The organism is Photobacterium sp. HL06 (genome assembly GCF_059552575.1).
On sequence record NZ_CM183914.1, the window covers coordinates 2,032,986 to 2,050,910 of the forward strand.

Annotated in this window: 22 protein-coding genes and 2 pseudogenes; 15 read left to right on the plus strand and 9 right to left on the minus strand. The window is 41.2% G+C overall.

The genetic code is table 11. The features are described from left to right. Window positions 1-352: 352 nt before the first annotated feature. The 3 genes and pseudogenes from AC51G0_RS09520 to AC51G0_RS09530 all read left to right on the plus strand — a co-directional run bounded on the left by AC51G0_RS09520 (window position 353) and on the right by AC51G0_RS09530 (window position 3,311). Window positions 353-1,700, plus strand: a pseudogene (locus tag AC51G0_RS09520) (ISNCY family transposase). Between the two features lie 174 nt (window positions 1,701-1,874). Then, window positions 1,875-2,534 carry a hypothetical protein gene (locus tag AC51G0_RS09525; RefSeq protein ID WP_496301807.1) on the plus strand — a complete coding sequence of 220 codons (660 nt, stop codon included), beginning with the start codon at window positions 1,875-1,877 and terminating at the stop codon, window positions 2,532-2,534. Window positions 2,535-2,819: 285 nt separating this feature from the next. After that, the gene (locus AC51G0_RS09530; RefSeq protein ID WP_496301808.1) at window positions 2,820-3,311 is read left to right on the plus strand and encodes a hypothetical protein; all 492 of its coding nucleotides are present in this window, start codon (window positions 2,820-2,822) and stop codon (window positions 3,309-3,311) included. A gap of 79 nt (window positions 3,312-3,390) precedes the next feature. Here the strand turns inward: AC51G0_RS09530 and AC51G0_RS09535 are convergent, their stop codons facing one another. Then, complete coding sequence (locus tag AC51G0_RS09535; RefSeq protein WP_496301809.1) at window positions 3,391-3,777, minus strand: DUF3653 domain-containing protein; 387 nt, start codon at window positions 3,775-3,777, stop codon at window positions 3,391-3,393. 133 nt (window positions 3,778-3,910) lie between these two features. Here AC51G0_RS09535 and AC51G0_RS09540 point away from each other — a divergent pair. From AC51G0_RS09540 to AC51G0_RS09550, 3 genes and pseudogenes are all read left to right on the plus strand, one after another. Further along, window positions 3,911-4,122, plus strand: a pseudogene (locus AC51G0_RS09540) (ISNCY family transposase); the annotation flags it as partial. Between the two features lie 304 nt (window positions 4,123-4,426). Further along, the gene (locus AC51G0_RS09545; protein WP_496301810.1) at window positions 4,427-5,719 is read left to right on the plus strand and encodes an HD-GYP domain-containing protein; all 1,293 of its coding nucleotides are present in this window, start codon (window positions 4,427-4,429) and stop codon (window positions 5,717-5,719) included. Window positions 5,720-5,951: 232 nt separating this feature from the next. Continuing rightward, window positions 5,952-6,221, plus strand: a complete 270-nt coding sequence (locus tag AC51G0_RS09550; RefSeq protein ID WP_496301811.1) for a hypothetical protein — start codon at window positions 5,952-5,954, stop codon at window positions 6,219-6,221. Between the two features lie 111 nt (window positions 6,222-6,332). Here the strand turns inward: AC51G0_RS09550 and AC51G0_RS09555 are convergent, their stop codons facing one another. Then, complete coding sequence (locus tag AC51G0_RS09555; protein ID WP_496301812.1) at window positions 6,333-6,533, minus strand: YodC family protein; 201 nt, start codon at window positions 6,531-6,533, stop codon at window positions 6,333-6,335. A gap of 373 nt (window positions 6,534-6,906) precedes the next feature. Between AC51G0_RS09555 and AC51G0_RS09560 the strand changes: the two genes are divergently transcribed. The 5 genes from AC51G0_RS09560 to AC51G0_RS09580 all read left to right on the plus strand — a co-directional run bounded on the left by AC51G0_RS09560 (window position 6,907) and on the right by AC51G0_RS09580 (window position 10,506). Next, window positions 6,907-7,293: a response regulator gene (locus tag AC51G0_RS09560; RefSeq protein ID WP_496301813.1), complete on the plus strand. Its 387-nt coding sequence runs from the start codon at window positions 6,907-6,909 to the stop codon at window positions 7,291-7,293. 233 nt (window positions 7,294-7,526) lie between these two features. Continuing rightward, window positions 7,527-8,222: an outer membrane beta-barrel protein gene (locus AC51G0_RS09565; RefSeq protein WP_496301814.1), complete on the plus strand. Its 696-nt coding sequence runs from the start codon at window positions 7,527-7,529 to the stop codon at window positions 8,220-8,222. Between the two features lie 283 nt (window positions 8,223-8,505). Continuing rightward, entirely contained in the window at window positions 8,506-9,192 is a 687-nt protein-coding gene (locus AC51G0_RS09570) for a winged helix-turn-helix domain-containing protein (RefSeq protein ID WP_496301815.1), read from the plus strand. Further along, entirely contained in the window at window positions 9,173-9,622 is a 450-nt protein-coding gene (locus AC51G0_RS09575; protein WP_496301816.1) for a hypothetical protein, read from the plus strand. The genes AC51G0_RS09570 and AC51G0_RS09575 overlap by 20 nt, the downstream gene beginning before the upstream one ends. Window positions 9,623-9,819: 197 nt before the next feature. Further along, a complete protein-coding gene (locus AC51G0_RS09580) occupies window positions 9,820-10,506 on the plus strand; it encodes a peptidoglycan DD-metalloendopeptidase family protein (RefSeq protein ID WP_496301817.1) in 687 nt (228 codons plus the stop codon). A gap of 27 nt (window positions 10,507-10,533) precedes the next feature. On the opposite strand, the gene AC51G0_RS09585 is transcribed toward AC51G0_RS09580, so the two are convergent. Next, a complete protein-coding gene (locus AC51G0_RS09585; protein WP_496301818.1) occupies window positions 10,534-11,247 on the minus strand; it encodes a flagellar brake protein in 714 nt (237 codons plus the stop codon). Between the two features lie 382 nt (window positions 11,248-11,629). Between AC51G0_RS09585 and AC51G0_RS09590 the strand changes: the two genes are divergently transcribed. Then, the gene (locus AC51G0_RS09590; protein ID WP_496301819.1) at window positions 11,630-11,836 is read left to right on the plus strand and encodes a hypothetical protein; all 207 of its coding nucleotides are present in this window, start codon (window positions 11,630-11,632) and stop codon (window positions 11,834-11,836) included. Between the two features lie 61 nt (window positions 11,837-11,897). Here the strand turns inward: AC51G0_RS09590 and AC51G0_RS09595 are convergent, their stop codons facing one another. The 4 genes from AC51G0_RS09595 to matP form a co-directional block, all read right to left on the minus strand. Beyond that, on the minus strand, window positions 11,898-12,383 hold the full coding sequence (locus AC51G0_RS09595; RefSeq protein WP_496301820.1) for a PaaI family thioesterase: 486 nt from the start codon (window positions 12,381-12,383) through the stop codon (window positions 11,898-11,900). 57 nt (window positions 12,384-12,440) lie between these two features. Beyond that, window positions 12,441-12,854, minus strand: coding sequence for a PPC domain-containing DNA-binding protein (locus AC51G0_RS09600; RefSeq protein WP_496301821.1), 414 nt, complete (start codon window positions 12,852-12,854; stop codon window positions 12,441-12,443). Window positions 12,855-12,934: 80 nt separating this feature from the next. Then, window positions 12,935-13,240, minus strand: a complete 306-nt coding sequence (locus AC51G0_RS09605; protein WP_496301822.1) for a DUF3634 family protein — start codon at window positions 13,238-13,240, stop codon at window positions 12,935-12,937. Window positions 13,241-13,331: 91 nt separating this feature from the next. After that, window positions 13,332-13,784 carry a macrodomain Ter protein MatP gene (matP, locus tag AC51G0_RS09610; RefSeq protein WP_496301823.1) on the minus strand — a complete coding sequence of 151 codons (453 nt, stop codon included), beginning with the start codon at window positions 13,782-13,784 and terminating at the stop codon, window positions 13,332-13,334. A gap of 318 nt (window positions 13,785-14,102) precedes the next feature. Here matP and AC51G0_RS09615 point away from each other — a divergent pair, with 318 nt between their 5' ends. Together AC51G0_RS09615 and fabA are read left to right on the plus strand one after the other, a co-directional pair. After that, entirely contained in the window at window positions 14,103-15,818 is a 1,716-nt protein-coding gene (locus tag AC51G0_RS09615; protein WP_496301824.1) for an AAA family ATPase, read from the plus strand. Window positions 15,819-15,887: 69 nt separating this feature from the next. Continuing rightward, on the plus strand, window positions 15,888-16,403 hold the full coding sequence (gene fabA, locus AC51G0_RS09620) for a bifunctional 3-hydroxydecanoyl-ACP dehydratase/trans-2-decenoyl-ACP isomerase (protein WP_496301825.1): 516 nt from the start codon (window positions 15,888-15,890) through the stop codon (window positions 16,401-16,403). Here fabA and AC51G0_RS09625 read toward each other — a convergent pair. Beyond that, window positions 16,393-16,608: a hypothetical protein gene (locus AC51G0_RS09625; RefSeq protein ID WP_496298074.1), complete on the minus strand. Its 216-nt coding sequence runs from the start codon at window positions 16,606-16,608 to the stop codon at window positions 16,393-16,395. The two genes, fabA and AC51G0_RS09625, sit on opposite strands and share 11 nt — an antisense overlap. Window positions 16,609-16,698: 90 nt before the next feature. Here AC51G0_RS09625 and AC51G0_RS09630 point away from each other — a divergent pair, with 90 nt between their 5' ends. Next, window positions 16,699-17,487, plus strand: coding sequence for a hypothetical protein (locus AC51G0_RS09630; RefSeq protein ID WP_496298075.1), 789 nt, complete (start codon window positions 16,699-16,701; stop codon window positions 17,485-17,487). A 233-nt stretch (window positions 17,488-17,720) separates the two neighbouring features. Here the strand turns inward: AC51G0_RS09630 and rmf are convergent, their stop codons facing one another. Beyond that, on the minus strand, window positions 17,721-17,894 hold the full coding sequence (gene rmf, locus AC51G0_RS09635; RefSeq protein ID WP_496298076.1) for a ribosome modulation factor: 174 nt from the start codon (window positions 17,892-17,894) through the stop codon (window positions 17,721-17,723). Window positions 17,895-17,925 lie beyond the last annotated feature (31 nt).

The window sequence follows — 17,925 nt, forward strand, 5'->3', positions numbered from 1 at the left end:
CTGTAATTAACAGCTTATTTTGAAGTACCAGGCAAACTGACCATTTGCAGCAGGACTTAAAAATAGGTGTTAATTACCTATTTTATGGTAAATAGCTAATACTGTTAAATTGTACAGTACTAAGGAAAGAGAATACGTTGCTGGGAAGCAAAGGGGAGAATCTTGTTAAGGTTGAACGTCTTTCTATTATCATTCGCATACCTTATTTAACATAATATACATAATGCGCACTTAGATTGTAAGAACCATTTAGAAGTGTCAGGTTTGAGCCAGTTAGAAATGTCATGTTGAACTAACTTCAGAGCACCATTTACCTAGTGTGTTACCTGGAGCCAATGAGATGTTGCTGACCATGACTGATGATGAATTACTGCGGATTAAACTCGTCCAAGACATTTGTGACAAACGCTTAACTGGTGTTGAAGCTGCCCGTATTCTCAGTTTGAGTACCCGGCAAGTTTATCGCCTGGTAAAGCGTTTTCTTGAATTTGGTTCTAGCGGTTTACTCTCATTAAAGCGTGGCCAGCCCGGCAATCACCGGCATGATGATAAATTGAAATTACGCACATTAGCCTTAGTCCACGAATACTACGCTGACTTTGGGCCAACTCTGGCGCATGAGAAGCTCACAGAACTTCACGGACTCCATGTCGCCGTTGAAACCTTGTCAATGGATGATCGCTGACGGCTTGTGGGTTCCCCATGCCAAACGTAAGCCTCGTGTTTATCAGCCTCGCCATCGCCGTGACTGTTTAGGTGAACTGATCCAAATCGACGGCTCCCACCATGACTGGTTTGAAGAACGCAGCCCCAAATGCTGCCTGCTGGTTTACATTGATGATGCCACTGGTCGCTTGATGAACCTGCGTTTCAGTGAAACCGAATCAGCCTTTGACTACATGGTTGCTACTCGCGAATACATTGAGCAACATGGTAAACCAACGGCCTTTTACAGCGATCGCCATGCTGTTTTTCATGTCAGCAAGCGCGATGCTCAGACTGAGCGACTGACTCAGTTTGGCCGTGTGCTCAATGATCTCAATATCGAGCTCATCTGCGCCAACAGTTCACAGGCCAAAGGCCGTGTTGAACGCGCGAACAAAACGTTACAGGATCGCTTAGTAAAAGAAATGCGTCTACAAGGCATTAATACCATCGAACAAGCCAATGCCTGGCTCCCCGACTTCATCGCTGATTTTAACCGTCGATTTGCCAAGCCTGCCCGTTACCCCAAAGACATGCATCGCATCGTCAGAGAAACACCGGAAGATTTAGACGATATCTTTGCCTGGCACGAAGTACGTAAGCTATCGAAATCACTGACTTTTCAGTACGACAAGGTTCTCTACCTGGTTGATCCTACAGAAGAAAATAGCCGACTGGCACAAGAGGCGGTAAAAGTTTTGGATTATCCCGATGGTACGATTGCCATCCAGTACGGCCATCGAAAACTCAGTTTTAAAGTCTTTGATAAATTGGCGAAGATTGACCAAGGCAGTATTGTTGATAACAAACGTCTCGGTGCAGTATTGAAATTTGTCCAGGCCAAGCAAGATGAACTTGAGCAGCAAGGTAAACGCGAGCGCAATAAAAGAATGCCAAAGCGCACGGCACAACAGCGGGCTCAACAGCAACTCCGCGCCATTAACCCGGTACTGATACACCCTGAAGACTTCAAACCAAGCACCAAGAAAGGCTGAGTTCCCTACTCTACAACCAGTTTCTGAGCAGGATGAACTACCTTGAAAAGAGACATTTTAATCTGGTTTTAAAGCAGGACACTTTAAATTGGGATAAACACAGATAGATTGTGAAGAAATGAATAAATATTTCACTCGAACAATTATATATGGATTGCTTATGCAGTATTTATTTTGTTTGGAATTGGATATGCTGTTGGTTCTTTAAATTCATCTAAGCAAGATATTTCAGTATGGATTTCATCAACAACTTTATTAGTTACGGGAGTAACATCACTTATAACGTTGGGAGCAATAATTGTTGCAATAGGTGTTAGTAAAGAATGGATGAATCAAAAGGTACATGAAAGTAGAGGTTCGATATTAAAAGATTTAATTGAGTTTGATAATGAATTCAGAAAGATAATGTTTAATTTTTGTGTTGCGCTTTCTACCAAAGAGATTAATGAGGCGCAGGATATTATTAACATTGCAACTGTGGCAAAGGATAAATTACTTAAAATAGAACCATTAAAAAAAAGAATGCTATCTGAAGCTTTATATTTGAGCTCATGTGATAGTTACAAGGAAATTTATATTAAGTTATGTGATCTAGAAGGTTCGTATGTGAATGCTGCTGCCAGTACAAATAAAGGTAATTTAATTAAGGATAAAATCGATGAAGAGATTGAAACTCAAATAGAAAAGATGAAAGCTATGTTTTATGCATTACAACCTAATATAAAGAATGATGTTAAAGACGTAATTCTATATCTTGGTTTTGATGATATAAAACATACTGATAGATTACTTACTTTTGATTTCTTTGATGCCCCGTCTAGTAATACGGGGTGAAAGTTTTTTGTACGGTGGCCTATAAGCCCGTTCTTGGCCTTGGCCACTCTCACCTTACCTCAAGTTACTTGGTTGTTCAGCTCGCCCCTCTTTAGAGTTATGCCCAGCAGGAAATCAAAGTTCAATCTTAATAATTTTCTTGAATCTCATTATTAAGAATCCACATCCAAGCACAATTCCCTACACTTTTTATGGCTTTGTATGCAGGGCATGAATGTAAGCTTTGCAGCATTGTGTCTATGTTTTAATCACTTAAGGTATTTAAGTAGTAACTGGAGACATCAAATGAAGATAGTAGGATCGATTCTTTCTTTGTGCATATTGTCCTCATTACCAATAGGTTCAGTCATAGCAAAGACAGACTTCAATGAACGATTTCTTGTCGAAGAAACTATTTATAACCCTTGCACTATGGAGGATATCGAGGCCATATTTATTGTCCACTTCCGAGGAGGGTTCCATGTGGATGGTTCTGGTGGTGAGCATGTTTCTTATCATGAACATAGTACAACATTTCACGGCATAGGTAGTGATAGTGGAGACAGGTACCAGCTTCAATTTTTTGAAATTGGGTCATCTACCGATCCATTACACCGTAATGGGAATAACTTTGGAGGGGTTGCCCGTATAAATGAAAAAGTAATTGTTATTCATACTGGTCCAAGTAGTGTAGAAAATGACGATTGGGTTGCACGATATACGGAACATCAGACACGCAACGCCGATGGGGTGCCTACCTCATTTCGGGTCAGCTTTGATCATGAGTTTTGCCACTAAGTGCAACTTTTAGGCATAAAACTAATATCTTTTGGAATCAAGTATGTTTGAATGCGCTGGTATTCCAGCGCACTTATAATTATTGGCTTTTGGAACAAGGTAGTTTGTTCAATAGCCGTGCAGTTTTAATGATGGTTGCTTTGGTCTGTCGGTCATTATCTGCATTTATTTGAAGCAATGCATTACCTGTAATGATTCTGTTTGGAGTCAATGACCACCGATTAGGTGTAATTAGTAATCCTTTTCTGATGCTCCACCCCCTCCACTCATCGGCTAATGGGTCGAGTTCGAGGCCAGAATACATCCGCATTAACCGTTTACACTCTGGCGGTATTGGTTTCCCCTTATCCCATGACGTGACGGTTCTCACACTCTTAAAACAAAGTTTAGCGGTATCTTCTATGCTTAATCCGCATCTAAAAAAACGGAAAATATAGTTTTCTGTGAGTTCATTTGAATTTCGCATCAAATCCTTCTTATCGCAAAGAAATGATTCTAATTGATTGTTTTATAATTAGTTTTGAGCTTTAACATAAGACGGCATAAAACGTATTATTTTTGTAAGAACCATTTAGAAGTGTCATGTTGAACTAGAATGCCTGACTCAGTTTGACCGTGTTCTGCAGGAGCTCAATATCGAGCTCATCTGCGCCAACAGTTCGCAAGCCAAAGGCCGCGTTGAACGTGCAAACAAAACGTTACAGGATCGCTTAGCCTCCAGGATGTTGATACGATTGAGCAAGCAAATACCTGGCTGCCCGATTTCATTACAGACTATTTAAGCCGAACATCAAGAAAGGCCAACGTCCCTACTCTACAGCTGGCTTCAGAGCGGGATTAACCACCTTGAACGAGACATTTTAAGCTTGGATATACAGAAACAGAAATAAACATACCGAATGGAAGTCTATGAGTTGAATAACCTGAACTATTTCAAACAAACACCACATTCACCTTGCTATCATTGTACTTACTTAATTGAGCTTTACGCTCAAAAAGCGGAATCGATAATAAGTGATGTGTATTGAACTAAATAATTTAGTTATTCATAGGATGGTATTAGAACCTCTGTGGTGCTTTAAGATAAAGAGTGTGACGAAGTAGTAGGAGACATAATGGCTACATTTTCAAAATTACATGTTGATCTGCGACAAATGATAATGGCCATTGAGTCAGCTGTATCACTGGTAGGAATGAATGATACAAACCATGGTAAACGTGTTGGTTATATTGCCAGCCAGATTGGGAAACAGCTAGGCTTTACAGACGGAGCCATTCACTTTGCCTTTGAACTTGGATTATTACATGATTGTGGCGTCTCTACAGAGCAGATGCACTCTAACCTTGTTAATCATTTCGACGGGAAAGATACCAAACAACATTGCGAAGTTGGCTACCGCTTGATGGAGCAATTTGAGCCACTATCAAGTTTTGCAATACCTATTCTTCATCACCATACCCCATGGCAGGAGCTGAAGGAATTAAATATCAGTATGAAAGATAGCTTAATGGCCAATCTTATCTTCCTGTCTGATCGTATTGATATCTTGGCTGCTCCTTATTATAAGAAAGGGGTATTACTGGCTAGAAAAGAAATTATTCATACGATTGAGAGCTATGAAGACACCTATTTTGACCCTCTAATCGTTAGCGCTTTTAAGCAGGCAGAAAAGTCAGATGCATTCTGGGTTTCATTGGAGGAGCGCCACGTTATCCGTTATACCTGGGATATGGCTAAGTTCAAACATAATAGACCACCATTAACTTTTCCCCAGCTAAAGCAACTTTCAATGATTATGGCCTATATCGTTGATCAGAAAAGTCCATACACAGCCCAACATTCGATAAGGGTTGCCAACCTAGCTCGATACCTGGCATCTACTTTTGGGTTGCTCCCAGAACAGTGCGATAAAATTGAAATTGCCGGACTATTGCATGATCTCGGTAAACTACATATCCCAGCAAGTATCCTTGAGAAGCCAACTCGTTTTGATGATATTGAACGCTCTATTTTTAAACAACATAGCTTCGAGACATATGAAATTTTAAGGCATATCAAAGGTTTTGACGAAATTGCTAGCTGGGCTGCCTATCATCTTGAGGGGCTGAACGGTATAGGCTATCCTTTTCATCCTTGCAAAAAAGATATGAGTATCGAAGCTCGAATTATTGCTGTCGCGGATGTCTTTCAGGTCCTTGTGCAGGGTTCGCCAAATCAAAATAGCATGCCGTTAGACAAGGCCATTGCAACTCTTGATGATTTAACCCGACAGGGTAAGCTAGAGCCAGATATTATCAATTTACTCAAAAAAAACAAAAATGAGTGCTTTGCAATAGCTCTGGGAAACAACAATGATATCGAAAATCAAACCACAGGTATTTTGAAAAGTGTCGCGTTTGCTCAATAGTCGTCACTTTTCTTCGCAGGATGAGCATGTAACGTGTTGCTCCAACGTGATTACGTTGTTGTCGTTTCGTGACGGCTCAAGGAGCTCATAGGTGACAACGTGACAAAACAGAAAAAGCAGGCCTACCGCAAGTCGCAATAATCATCAGGCAACATTGGATATGACTCTTTACTGCCATATTAGATATTGGTATCTATACTCATTTAATCCCATCATAAGCAAAGGTGATTAAATGACTCCGACAGAGATTCAACAGTACTTAGCCGAGGGTTGCTTATACATCGTTATACATGGTCGAGGGGCAGTTATTGTTGCTCTTGAAAAAAATGAGCTTAAAGATGTTGCTAATGATAATCATAGCGACTTACTTGAAGTTGATGACATCTATGTTTCAAACGACTATTTAACCGTAAAATACGTCGTTAAAGATAATGTCAGTGTCACTCGAGAGATACCAAAATGGCAAGTAACATTTGAAACCTATAGCCAAGCTAGTACGTGATGATAAGTTTGTTAACTATGGCATTTCACTTGGTAAAGGCTGCTTAGAGTTAGTACCCTTCTATAATAAAACCGCCTTGAATGGCGGTTCGACTAAGAAATTAGATAATTCTTAAACCAAGGCCTGCTCTTGTTCTTCTGTCGAAGGCTCAACATACAAGTTCAAGGCTTGTGACGGAAACTCGCATTGTTCCGGGTTCATGTTGTTCACGAACCACTTGCAGCCGATCCGGCTTGAACCAGAAATGCTGACTATTGTCATTAAGGGACTTCCACTTTTTAAACGAACAACATCACCAACTTTAAAGGACATAATCACCTCACTGTTATATTTTGATATTTTCTATCATAGCAGTTTGCTGATATCGGTCTCTAATGCCTTCATCACAGAAAAACATTTGATAAATCTGATGTTTAGGATATGAGTCTTGTGCTTTACTTCTCTATATGTATCAACTTAGCAATTAGCACCCTGTTACGGTGTCACCCTTCGGCCTCATTTTAAGCTTTGGACCGAAAGAACCCTTAACGCTTATGAATCAGAAAATTGCTCATGAAAAGAGTGTTTTGTTAGTGATGCATGAAACCTTGATAAAGGTGCTTGTTAAGCTGGGCAGTGTGTTCTATCTTTATATGCATGCAAATCAATATGATGTCGATAGAGTTGGACTAGCATGAAGAGATTCTTGATTATTGAAGATAATAAGTTGATGGCTGAAGTTTTGGCTCAAATCATTCGCAAATGTACGTCTCCGAAGGAAATCATCAAGGTTAGCAGCATGTCAGCAGCTCAAAAGATTCTGATTGATTCGAACAATAAAGTTGATGCTATTTTCCTCGATCTAAATATTGAAAAACCACTCGATGGTTTAGAGCTGCTGAGTTTTATAAAACTTTCTTTACCAAATATGCCAGTATCAATCATTACATCTGAAACTGAAACTGAAGTTGTTAAAAAGGTTCTGTCCCACCAACCTCAGGATTACCTGATCAAACCGCTGTCTGTACAAAAAGTGCAGCGTAGTTTGGCAAAGTTTAAACACAATACGAGCAGTAAAATTTCGAATACATGAGGTCTTAAACAGTTACTGTGCCTATGCGTGACAATTTCTATACGCCTCCTGCCCTTACCTTTTAATCAGATGTTTGTAGTTCATCTAAAAAATCATCAATAGAATATAAAATCTTTTACTTCAATGCTTTAATAATTGTTACTGGATTAATTCATATGAATTAATCCGTTAGCTACTGTTGTGATGAAGGCAATTAATCTATTGTTCGGCTCCTAAAAATTAGGAGTCTAATTATGAAAACAGCTTTGCTTGCATCCATAATCTCTATTGCTTCACTAACTTCACTTTCAACGCATGCGAACCCTGATTACAACTATATTTCTGGTGGTTATCAGCTATCAGTATTCGATGAATATTATTTTGACAACCATGACTACATGACTGGTTATTACGCCCGTGGAAGCTGGAATTTTGCCGACAATCTATTTGTTGAAGTCCGTCGTGATAGTACCTCTCGAGATAGGTTTACTCTTAACCAGAGCTTGCTAGGCCTTGGGTATTTCTACCCTATTACGGATAAGGTATCAGTCTACGGCCTTATCGGTGTTGATGCACTGGAAGCGAAATATGACATTAATGGTCCTTTGCTAAAGGCTGATACCCACCTTGGCATCGAAGATAGTGCCTTTACTGGGGAGATAGGTGCTAAAATCGATCTGTTTGATGTTTGGCAAATTGAGCCTGCGATACGTGTAGCAACGTTTAATGAAAACTTATATGAATTGCGCTTAGGCAATACGTTCAGTGTAACGGATAACTTAAAGCTGGAACTTAACTTCACACACCGAGCAATCGAGCTATCGGATACTCGTCGTATCGTTCTGCCAGATCTTGAGTATGATGGTGTGGAGCTTCATGATATTGAAAGTATGGAGCTGCCAGTGATTCGCGAGATGAACTATCAAGTTGGTCTACGCTATGCTTTCTAAGTAATTATAGGCAGCCTTTGCTGCCTTATCCTTTTTCTATCCTGTCATATAACAAGTTGAAACCTAAATATTTAATTTGTCACAGTGTCACACCTGGTGTCAAAGTTAGATAAATTCAAGTGTGTTTGCTGCTCTCCTGCTTTACTTTCCAGTTAGTGTCATATCATCATTTTTAATACAGCTCTGCCTAGCGTTGACAACACCAATAGTGATTGAATATTGCTTTTTAGTACGGTGTTCAATTAGAATTATCATGAAGACACACGTTGTATGAGAGGAATGCATGAGGCAGTTTGCCACGTCCACCACTGTTGGTGGGTATGAGATTAACCCGGTTGAGCAGACAGTATTGCGTTTATCCGATCAACGAGTTATTCGCCTTTCAAAATCGGAATGCCTTATAGTCAGAGTGTTAGCTGAAGAACCCAATGTGACGGTTAGTCGTGAACTGCTATTGGAGGTATGTTGGGCCGGAAAAGTCGTGACACACAGCTCACTGACAGTCGCGATTAAACATATACGCACTGCTTTTGCTGAAATCGGTGAAACAAACATCATTGTCACAGAACCCAAAAAAGGCTATTTGCTACGGATCAACTTAGAGGTTCAACCATCAGTTGCAAAGGCGGTACAGCCTCAGCCAGCAAAAAGTAACTTAATCTATTATGCTCGGCAGTATGGTATTCAAGTGCTGTTTTTTATATCAACGTTATTTGTGATGTCGCAATATGCATTCTTTGTTGAGACAACAACGATTGACGGTACATCTGTGTATTACGACGGCTCATTACTTCCGCAATCAGTTAAGAACTCCGTCAGTGAAATCAACCAGGACAGTATTGAGTTAGCCGCTTACCCTCTGGGAGGTTTATGTCCTTTCTATCAGATCATTGGCGTAACAGAAGATGCCATTGTCGATTTTACTCACCTCATTGAGCAAAGTGATTGTGATGATTCAGACCTTTTTTAGGAAAGCCTTAACTGGCGTTATGCTCGGTGTGTTGTTTGCTTTGGTGTTTGGGACAGTATCGGCATTACTCACTAATGACAAGTACCTATTTTCTAGTGAATACTCCCAGGTTGGTAAGGAAAAATTACTGGCGTCTTATAAGCACGGTCGAACAAAATTACAGTTTTTTGCTTATGATACGAAGCAAAAGTTAGTGATTTCAAAACAGTTCTTTGGTTACTTCCTTCGTTTTGGATCACATTATTTGTTAGTTGCAACCGAGCAAGATACTGCAGATAAACGGCAACTGTTTACTGTAAGGAGTTTTTTCATCAGGGGACATGGTGATAATGCTTTTATGATCTCAGATAATCGGGGCGTTTTTGTGACCAAATACGGAAAAATATTGCACCTCAATAGCATTATGACGGGTAAGCATCACTCAGAGTAACCCTTAAAAATTCGGTGCTAATACGCTACTTCCAGACATGATCAACTGATGCTTATTAAGCATGGTCAATTTTAGATTGGTTAGTTATTGTTATTACGTATAGTTAGCTTTATTATATTTAAAGTTATAGTGCATTAGGCGGTTATTAAACCATCCTAGAATTACTTTGCTGACCAATAAAGGGAGCTGTCTCGCCAATGGTTACACCGTCACCTTACAAGCTAGCCCGTGTACTAATGAACAGACATTTCTCCCCTGTTCTAGAAGGCAATTGGCAATACCAGGAAGCCTTGGTTATTGACCTCACAGCAGAAAGCCAACTCTGGCAAGAGGTTCAAAGCGGGATGAACTTTGAAGACCTCATCGCAGTCAAAGTAAAGAGGCTCAACGCCAGGCTAACGATTGGCCGATATAACGAAGAAAGAGCTATCTATCAGGATCGTGACCATTTTTCCAATTCAACCAGCCGAACATTACACATTGGTATCGATCTCGGAGCTCCGGCAGGGTTAAAGATCCAAGCTCCCCTAGACGGCATTGTTCATAGTTTTGCAGACAATCATCAGGATGGTGACTATGGCCCAACAATTATTCTGCAGCATGTGCTTGACGGAATGACCTTCCATACCCTATACGGCCACCTCTCTCGACAATCACTAGAACAGAAATCTCCTGGAATGAAAATATCCTCTGGCGAAGTTTTCGCGACTATTGGTGAATTTAGTGAAAATGGTGGTTGGGCTCCTTATCTACACTTTCAATTAATTGAAAACATGCAAGGATATCGTGGCGACTACCCTGGTGTGGTCGATCCAAAACAAGCAGAATTCTACCTTGCTAACTGCCCGGATCCTAATTTGATCCTCAAGCGTTCTGATTTATAAATCCACCAGCCGTTAATAGCGATTCTGCTAATGCTTGAATGAGAGCTTTGAACCATCAAAGATCAACTGAGCCAGCAGTAGCTTCGCCTGTTTTTGGCCATTAATGTCAAACATCATACCGTAGTTATTCTTTGCGCCTGTTTTATGAATGCTTTTAACTAAACCCGTTAACTGGAACGCTTTCCCAGTTGTTGGGTTATGGATGCTAATAGTGACATGAGTATCCTCATCAAATTTAGGACCATTCAGATCTTGCAGGAAACAACAGCCATTCTTTGAAAGATCTTTAAAGTCCACCAGCAACTCTCGCTTCGCTAAGGCTATTAAGCCTTGTAACTTGACTTCATAGCGAGCTTCGCTACGCAACTGAAATAGACTCATAGATTGTGGAACAGCTAAAATCAGTAAGCGGACAGGTTTATGAACAATCTGAGTGATCTGAGTTTTGAAGTTGACAATCGCTCCCTCGCCTTTTTCCGAAATGGCTTTAACGGTTAGCCAGAAACCATCATTAAAGTAATCATCAAAATCAGCTTTATTGATAGTGGGCAGCTCTAAAAAAATTTCATCGCTTCCATTACTACCGATAAAAATCGTGTCGACTCTATATAGGCGTCCTAACGGCGTTTTAACACTAATTGTGACCTCACTGCCATGGCTTACCATCGCAATGCCTTGTAGGCCTGGGATCGTTTTTTCTCTACTTTTGGTAGACAAAAGGTGCTTCTTTAGCTGATTCAATCTTTATCCTGCGGGTGTCGTTATTATTATTACCATGTGTAAATGGATTTTAATACCAAAGTACAATATTACAAGTTTCCCCTTTCCGGCTGATTGTAAAAAATGGGTAAGTTGTTAACTTTATACTCCTTATTGAGTGCTGGTTATTTTATGATAATAAAAAGTTATAGTGCATTAGCTTTGACGATTTTACTATTGCTGTGTAAAACTTGCGAAGACGAAATGCTATCAAAATAAAAAGTCCTCTTTAATCTCCCTTCGGAGAGAAGCCATCTAACCTCTTGATTGTTTTGTCTATAACGTTAAAATGCTATCTAATTTTGAATTTACTCCCCTCCCTAATATGGCAATAACAATAAGAGACATCGATAAGCACTACTTCATGATCGAAGACTTGAAGACCCTTACTAACAGCAATGTTACGACAAAGGCTCTTATTAAAGGTGGTTATATGGCCGTTGAGTTAGGCAAGCAATACGACGAAGAGAAAGAACGTCGTTTAAAAGCTGAAGTCGAATTAGAGGCCTTGAAAGAAACCGTCAATCAATATCTAAGTAGTCAACAGGCCCTGATCAAGGCCATCAAGTAGTTACCTATCCAAAGCTGTTTATCTCAAGGCCACGATGATAAACAGCCTTCTCTCGAATAGATCACAGCTTCGCTTTCATCCACTCTTCACTCACGAAGACGGCTTCAAGCGTCGCTTCCACACAAACGGTACCATTGGCCTTTAGTACACAACTAACCGTCGCTTTTTTTTCATTAAATGCCGTCACTGATGCTTCCAGAGTAACCGTTCCATCAATGCCCACAGGCCGTTTATAACGAAGGGACAGCTCTCCAGTCGCATACCATAATGCAGGCCCCTTACCGATTTCACGTCCTTGTAATTGATAGGCATAGGCAATTGCAGTACATATGCTGTGACAATCGATAATGGTTGCAATCACCCCGCCATTGAGAAAATGTGTAGGTGCTGCAGTATGAAAGGGTTGAGGCGAAAAATGACAAACCGCTAGATTGTCTGCAGCCCAATAACTCTTAATCTGCAGGCCTTGGGGGTTTTCTACTCCACAACCAAAACAATGATTGCCAGATAGCTTATCCTGGAAGTACTCATTTTGAGATGCCGCCATATTTTCCCCTACAACAAATTGATATCAGTTCAGTATATACCATAGGGAATCAATAGCTTATTCGCTCGATGCAATCGCTTTTGCTACAACAAGTTCATCAAAGCCCGTCTCCGGATCCCGTTCGCGCTTAAATATTAGATTCTCATAACTGGCTAAACAGACTTCAGTAGTATAGGAAACTAATGATCCTTCCATCAAATGACCACCATATACATCACCATTCTTATCTGCAACCGAGATATGCAGGTGTACATGCGTTGGTGTTAAGGTGCCGGCTAAGGTCAGGATCTCTAACGGGCCAGCCAAAGACAGAGACTGACTCTCATCAGCCAGGCGAATATTCGCCGAATTTAAGCAACCGACACAACTAAGCAGTGATCCCGCCTGAATTGAATTAGCTTGAACATAATCAAGGATAGCCAGTTTTAAGTCCGCGCCTTTTGTTAGACGAAATGCATGAGGAGTTAACATAAAATAACCGAGTAGAATTTAAACACCAGAAAGAAAAAAGGCTTCCTCAGAAGCCATTTTGTAATTACCAATAACAGGAGTTAGGCGCGTCGACCACGTTTTTTGGCTGCGCCAGTATGAGGAAAGACATTATGAATACGTTGCTTCACTTTGCTCGGCACCGTTTTAGAGAATACTAGTTTTGTCGCAAAGCGATTCTTATACACTTTAATTTTTCCGGAGAACGGTTGCTTATGCGCAATGTCTTTACAGCCGATCAGGAAGCCGTTTGGAATGTTGCCCTTTGAGTGCGTTAATTCACCATCTTCAAACTTCAACACCATTACTGGGCGGTCTTTGAACACGAGGAAGATCACAATAATGGCCAGTACAATGACATATTCCATTCACTCACTCCTTTAAGCTATTTCTATAAGCGTATATTAAAAACTGACATTAAGCCGTCAGGCGTTGTCCCAGATAAGCAACAAAGCGGTATCAATCGATATCCAGCAGCTCATGCAAGTCATTCTTGAGATCGAGTACCTTCTTACTGGCTTCTTCGGTCTTGTTGCTTTCACTTAGCAGGTATTCGATAGTGTCGGATAGCGTACAATCAAGCTCTTTTGACTTTTCAGCCAGCTTTTCCCATACCCGAAAATCGAGATCGATAGACTTTTTGCGGGTATGAACCTGCTCGGCATTAAAGTGGCGCTTTCGCTTGGCCCGGATCGCCTGCTTCAGTTTCTTATCAAGATCCGGTGACATGTGCTTACTGATCCACTTGATAACCTTTGTTGGTTCATGTTCAATAGCAAGCAAGTCTTGTACAGCCGCTTCGGCCTCACTGGTATCGATGTAGCAAGTGATTGCATCACCTTCTTTCCATTTTTTTACCAGGTACTTCCATTTCCAACCGGCTTCGAGGTTTTCAAGCTGCTGATATTTCATATTCGTCGGAGATTCTCAAAAAGTCTACACTTAAACTGTGACAGTGTAACTGTAGATGTGTAAAAGCTCAATTCCCTATTTGATATTTTACTGATTGTTTTCAGAGTGTTCCGAGCCATCACCAATTTATCGTGCAAAAAAATGAGACTAACAGGCTTTGATATACACTCGAATACCTAACGAAGGCGGCTCAAAGTAAGTCTTTAACGTTACTGATGAACAGCAACAAGTAAATATCATCAATATCTGCCTATTATGCGGCCATTGATTCCTTTATACTGCTGACCTTTTCACAGTAACGACATAAAGCCAAAGCCCATGCATGAAGAATCCTGGCGTACGATGACTCCAGACTACTCAAAGTTTCAAACTATCCTAGAGAAGTATGACGATCTGACACCGGCTCCAACCGGTACATTACAAGATCGCCTTACGGATGCCGTACGCCGGTTCACCTGTGTTGAATTGCAGCCCCGTGTTCTTCGTATTACAGCACCAGACAATAAAGTCTACCGCGATTACGTGATTGAACTACTTGCCCAATCTGACGCCAATAGCCGTCAGAGTAAATCGACAAATCAAGATTCTGATGCCTGTCCGATTATTATTGGCGAAAACGTCACTGAGCAAATTCTGTTTGGTGCGGTTTACCCGCCTCTCGATGATGGCAAAATTACCAGGCAGCAAGTCAAGCATGGTCTAGTGCATCAAGCAAACAACGGCTACCTAGTATTATCTGTTACCAGCATCCTAAGTAACCCTAGCTTATGGCCTCGCCTGAAAAGCGTATTGATGAATGGCATCCTGGAATGGCAAGCTGCATCAAACAAAACGCTGTACCCGCTTCCACCCGCTGAGCAATTAAATGTGAAACTGGTATTGATCGGCGATCGCTACCTAATGGCAGAGCTGGAAAATGCAGAACCGGATCTCTCATCGGGTTTTTCAATGTATGGTGAGTTTGAGCAAGATTTGGTGCTTAGTAACGATAGCCTGCCTCTTTACCTCTCTTACCTCAAGGCAATTACCCGTAAAGCTCAACTGCCGGATTTAGCCGATCATGAAGCGCTAAAGATCCTGCTAAAAACAGGGGCTCGACACGCTGAAGACCAAACCCGAGTTCCGCTTTGCCCTATTTGGCACCAAAGCCTGATGTGTGAAGCAGCGATAGAATCACAAGGGCAGAAAATCACGGCTCAGCACCTTAAGGATTCCCTGAAAGCCCGCGACTACCGTGAGTCATACCTGCCTGAACGTGCCATTGAAGACATTCATCATGGTCAGGTTGTGATTAATTGTACTGGCGAAGAGATTGGCCAGGTCAATGGCCTGACTGTCGTCGAGGTTCCTGGGCACCCAAGCGCTTATGGTGAACCAGCTCGTATCTCTTGTGTGGTGCATTTCGGTGATGGCGACATTTCGGATGTCGAGCGTAAAGCCGAATTGGGTGGTAACCTCCACGCCAAAGGCATGATGATCATGCAGGCATTTTTGAGTACTGCACTAGATTTAGACCAAACACTGCCGTACTCAGCATCAATTGTATTCGAACAGTCATACTGTGAAGTGGACGGCGACAGTGCCTCTCTGGCTGAGCTATGCTCTTTAGTGTCTGCCTTGGCAATACAACCCATCAATCAGCAAATTGCTGTAACCGGCGCTGTAGACCAATTTGGTCGTGTACAAGCCGTTGGTGGTATCAATGAGAAGGTTGAAGGTTTCTACAAGGTCTGTGCCTTCCGAGGCCTGACAGGTAATCAGGGGGTGATTCTACCGAAAACAAACCTGGGTAACCTATGCCTCAATGATGAGGTCTTAGAAGCGATTCAGAGCGGTAAATTTCACATCTGGGCCGTTGAGAATGTTGATGAGGCTTTGCCTCTGTTAACTGGTAAGGCTTTCCGTGGTGAAGATGATGATGCAGAGACGTTACTGGCGAAAATTTCAGAGCGTATCGATCACTTCCATCACGGCGATCTTTCCTCTCAGATTAGTTGGTTAACACGCATTCGTCACTGGTTGGTCCAGAACTGATCCGAGTTGTTTAGCGTACAAGTGTAAGCTAAATTGCCTCCATACTTTTCAAGGAGCTTAATAAGTCTGATGAAACGCCAGCAATCTTATAATTACGAAGAACTCGTTGCATGTGGTAAAGGCGAACTACACGGTCCTGCTTTCCCATCCTTACCATCTGACAACATGTTGATGATTGACCGTATCATTGAAATCAGCGACGAAGGCGGTGACCACGGTAAAGGCTTCATCCACGCAGAGTTGGATATTAACCCGGACCTTTGGTTCTTTGACTGTCATTTTAAAGGTGACCCTGTAATGCCAGGTTGCCTTGGTCTTGATGCAATGTGGCAGCTAGTTGGATTCTTCTTGGGCTGGGCCGGTGGCGAAGGTAAAGGTCGCGCACTGGGTGTAGGCGAAGTGAAGTTCACAGGCCAAATTCTTCCAGAAGCGAAGAAAGTGACTTATGACATTCAATTGAAGCGTGTGATCAACCGTAAACTTATCATGGGCGTTGCTGATGGCCGCGTTCTGGTTGACGGTAAAGAAATCTACGTAGCAAAAGATCTGAAAGTGGGTCTGTTCAAAGATACGTCTACTTTCTAAATTCAGTTTGCTTAATAAAAAAGGTCGCTTTAGCGGCCTTTTTTGTTATGTAACGATCGCTAAAAGCTACAGTGTAACCAACCTCTTCATTTCTGCTAACCATTTTATTGATTAAACATTGTCCAGCCTTGATAGATCTCCAATTAATACCGGAACTAACACAACTTTCTCGTTCACCAGCATCAAAATCGATAGTAAGTCTCACGATTAACTCATTGTTATAAAAAACTATTCTTAATGTGATAGTTTTAATATGAAATACATTTCAAATGGTGTTAATAACAGGTTTAAGAAAATGAAAAAAACAACGTTGGCTCTGGTTTTTGGTCTTATTCTTTCAGGTTGTAATAGTGATTCTTCTCAAATAAGCGAGAAAAATAACACAGGAACTGATGCTGATGTCGGCTCTACCCCGACAACTGCTCTACCTTCATATTTCACAGGTTTAGTCCGTCTTTTAATCAATGGTAATTCAGTTAACGGATTAATTACACCTGACGGGTATTTTGTAGGAAATACATCTTCAGAAAGCGTTTATACCGGGCAGATAACCATCGATGGGAAAGAGATGGTTGCATCGATTGATAGTTATATTGCTGGAAGCCGAGGACAATATGATGAGTCTTATGTCAATCTCAAAGGTCAAGCTGCCCCAGATAATACATTTGTTTTAACGAATGAAAATGGTGATACATTGTCATTAGCGACTCATTACACGACGCAATACCCTCAATTCTTGGCTGATATGTCAGAGACTCTTGATGCGATGACCGAAAGTGATGAACTATCAATTAGTACATATGCACCTAAGATAAAAATGCGAAAGGATATGACTGTATATGTTACTCGAGAAAGTAATATTTATTGGCCTAACTGTGAAGCTACTGGTGCCTACGAGCCTTTAGCAATCGAAAATCAAGATTATATGCAGGGCTCGATTACATTTACAGGCTGTACCGGTACTAATAAAGATGAGAAGAATGGTATACACAAACTATTTACGTTCACAGATCGTGATGATTATGGCGTAATATATGTTAATCACTTTATGATCAAGGACAAAGTGGTTGCTGAGCTATTTTAAATAACACAATGCCAATAGGCCACTGAGCATAGATAGCCTTGTCTCAAAAAAATTGCAAGCCACTGAAGAACAAATCTAACACACAAACAAGGTATATTAAGCTAACATCACCATCCGTGACACTGTGACGATTTATATATTCCTCATTGATATCATGGCTTTTTGTACTCGGTAAAAAAGTAAAAAGCCCCTTCTCCTGTAAGGGGCTCAATAAGGGTGATATGAAGGGAGTATTATTTATAAAGGCCAGTTTGCCGCTCTTCTCTTGCTTCTCGCCAGCCACCTAGCCAATTAGTACGGGCATCCGGAGCTTGGTACGGACATTCTTCACTGGAACGACCATTAATGCCGGCTTTATAGCCTTGAGCTTGTGCGCGTTCCAAACGATCCCGCTTTTGTCTCTTCATAGTTCGATCCTCATCCTTATCAGAGTTTCTT

Coding starts and splice junctions, on each gene's coding strand:
- AC51G0_RS09530 (WP_496301808.1), top strand. CDS start 2,820: ATGAAGATAGTAGGATCGATTCTTTCTTTGTGCATATTGTCCTCATTA.
- AC51G0_RS09535 (WP_496301809.1), bottom strand. CDS start 3,777: ATGCGAAATTCAAATGAACTCACAGAAAACTATATTTTCCGTTTTTTT.
- AC51G0_RS09545 (WP_496301810.1), top strand. CDS start 4,427: ATGGCTACATTTTCAAAATTACATGTTGATCTGCGACAAATGATAATG.
- AC51G0_RS09550 (WP_496301811.1), top strand. CDS start 5,952: ATGACTCCGACAGAGATTCAACAGTACTTAGCCGAGGGTTGCTTATAC.
- AC51G0_RS09555 (WP_496301812.1), bottom strand. CDS start 6,533: ATGTCCTTTAAAGTTGGTGATGTTGTTCGTTTAAAAAGTGGAAGTCCC.
- AC51G0_RS09565 (WP_496301814.1), top strand. CDS start 7,527: ATGAAAACAGCTTTGCTTGCATCCATAATCTCTATTGCTTCACTAACT.
- AC51G0_RS09570 (WP_496301815.1), top strand. CDS start 8,506: ATGAGGCAGTTTGCCACGTCCACCACTGTTGGTGGGTATGAGATTAAC.
- AC51G0_RS09575 (WP_496301816.1), top strand. CDS start 9,173: ATGATTCAGACCTTTTTTAGGAAAGCCTTAACTGGCGTTATGCTCGGT.
- AC51G0_RS09580 (WP_496301817.1), top strand. CDS start 9,820: ATGGTTACACCGTCACCTTACAAGCTAGCCCGTGTACTAATGAACAGA.
- AC51G0_RS09590 (WP_496301819.1), top strand. CDS start 11,630: ATGATCGAAGACTTGAAGACCCTTACTAACAGCAATGTTACGACAAAG.
- AC51G0_RS09595 (WP_496301820.1), bottom strand. CDS start 12,383: ATGGCGGCATCTCAAAATGAGTACTTCCAGGATAAGCTATCTGGCAAT.
- AC51G0_RS09600 (WP_496301821.1), bottom strand. CDS start 12,854: ATGTTAACTCCTCATGCATTTCGTCTAACAAAAGGCGCGGACTTAAAA.
- AC51G0_RS09605 (WP_496301822.1), bottom strand. CDS start 13,240: ATGGAATATGTCATTGTACTGGCCATTATTGTGATCTTCCTCGTGTTC.
- matP (WP_496301823.1), bottom strand. CDS start 13,784: ATGAAATATCAGCAGCTTGAAAACCTCGAAGCCGGTTGGAAATGGAAG.
- AC51G0_RS09615 (WP_496301824.1), top strand. CDS start 14,103: ATGCATGAAGAATCCTGGCGTACGATGACTCCAGACTACTCAAAGTTT.
- fabA (WP_496301825.1), top strand. CDS start 15,888: ATGAAACGCCAGCAATCTTATAATTACGAAGAACTCGTTGCATGTGGT.
- AC51G0_RS09630 (WP_496298075.1), top strand. CDS start 16,699: ATGAAAAAAACAACGTTGGCTCTGGTTTTTGGTCTTATTCTTTCAGGT.
- rmf (WP_496298076.1), bottom strand. CDS start 17,894: ATGAAGAGACAAAAGCGGGATCGTTTGGAACGCGCACAAGCTCAAGGC.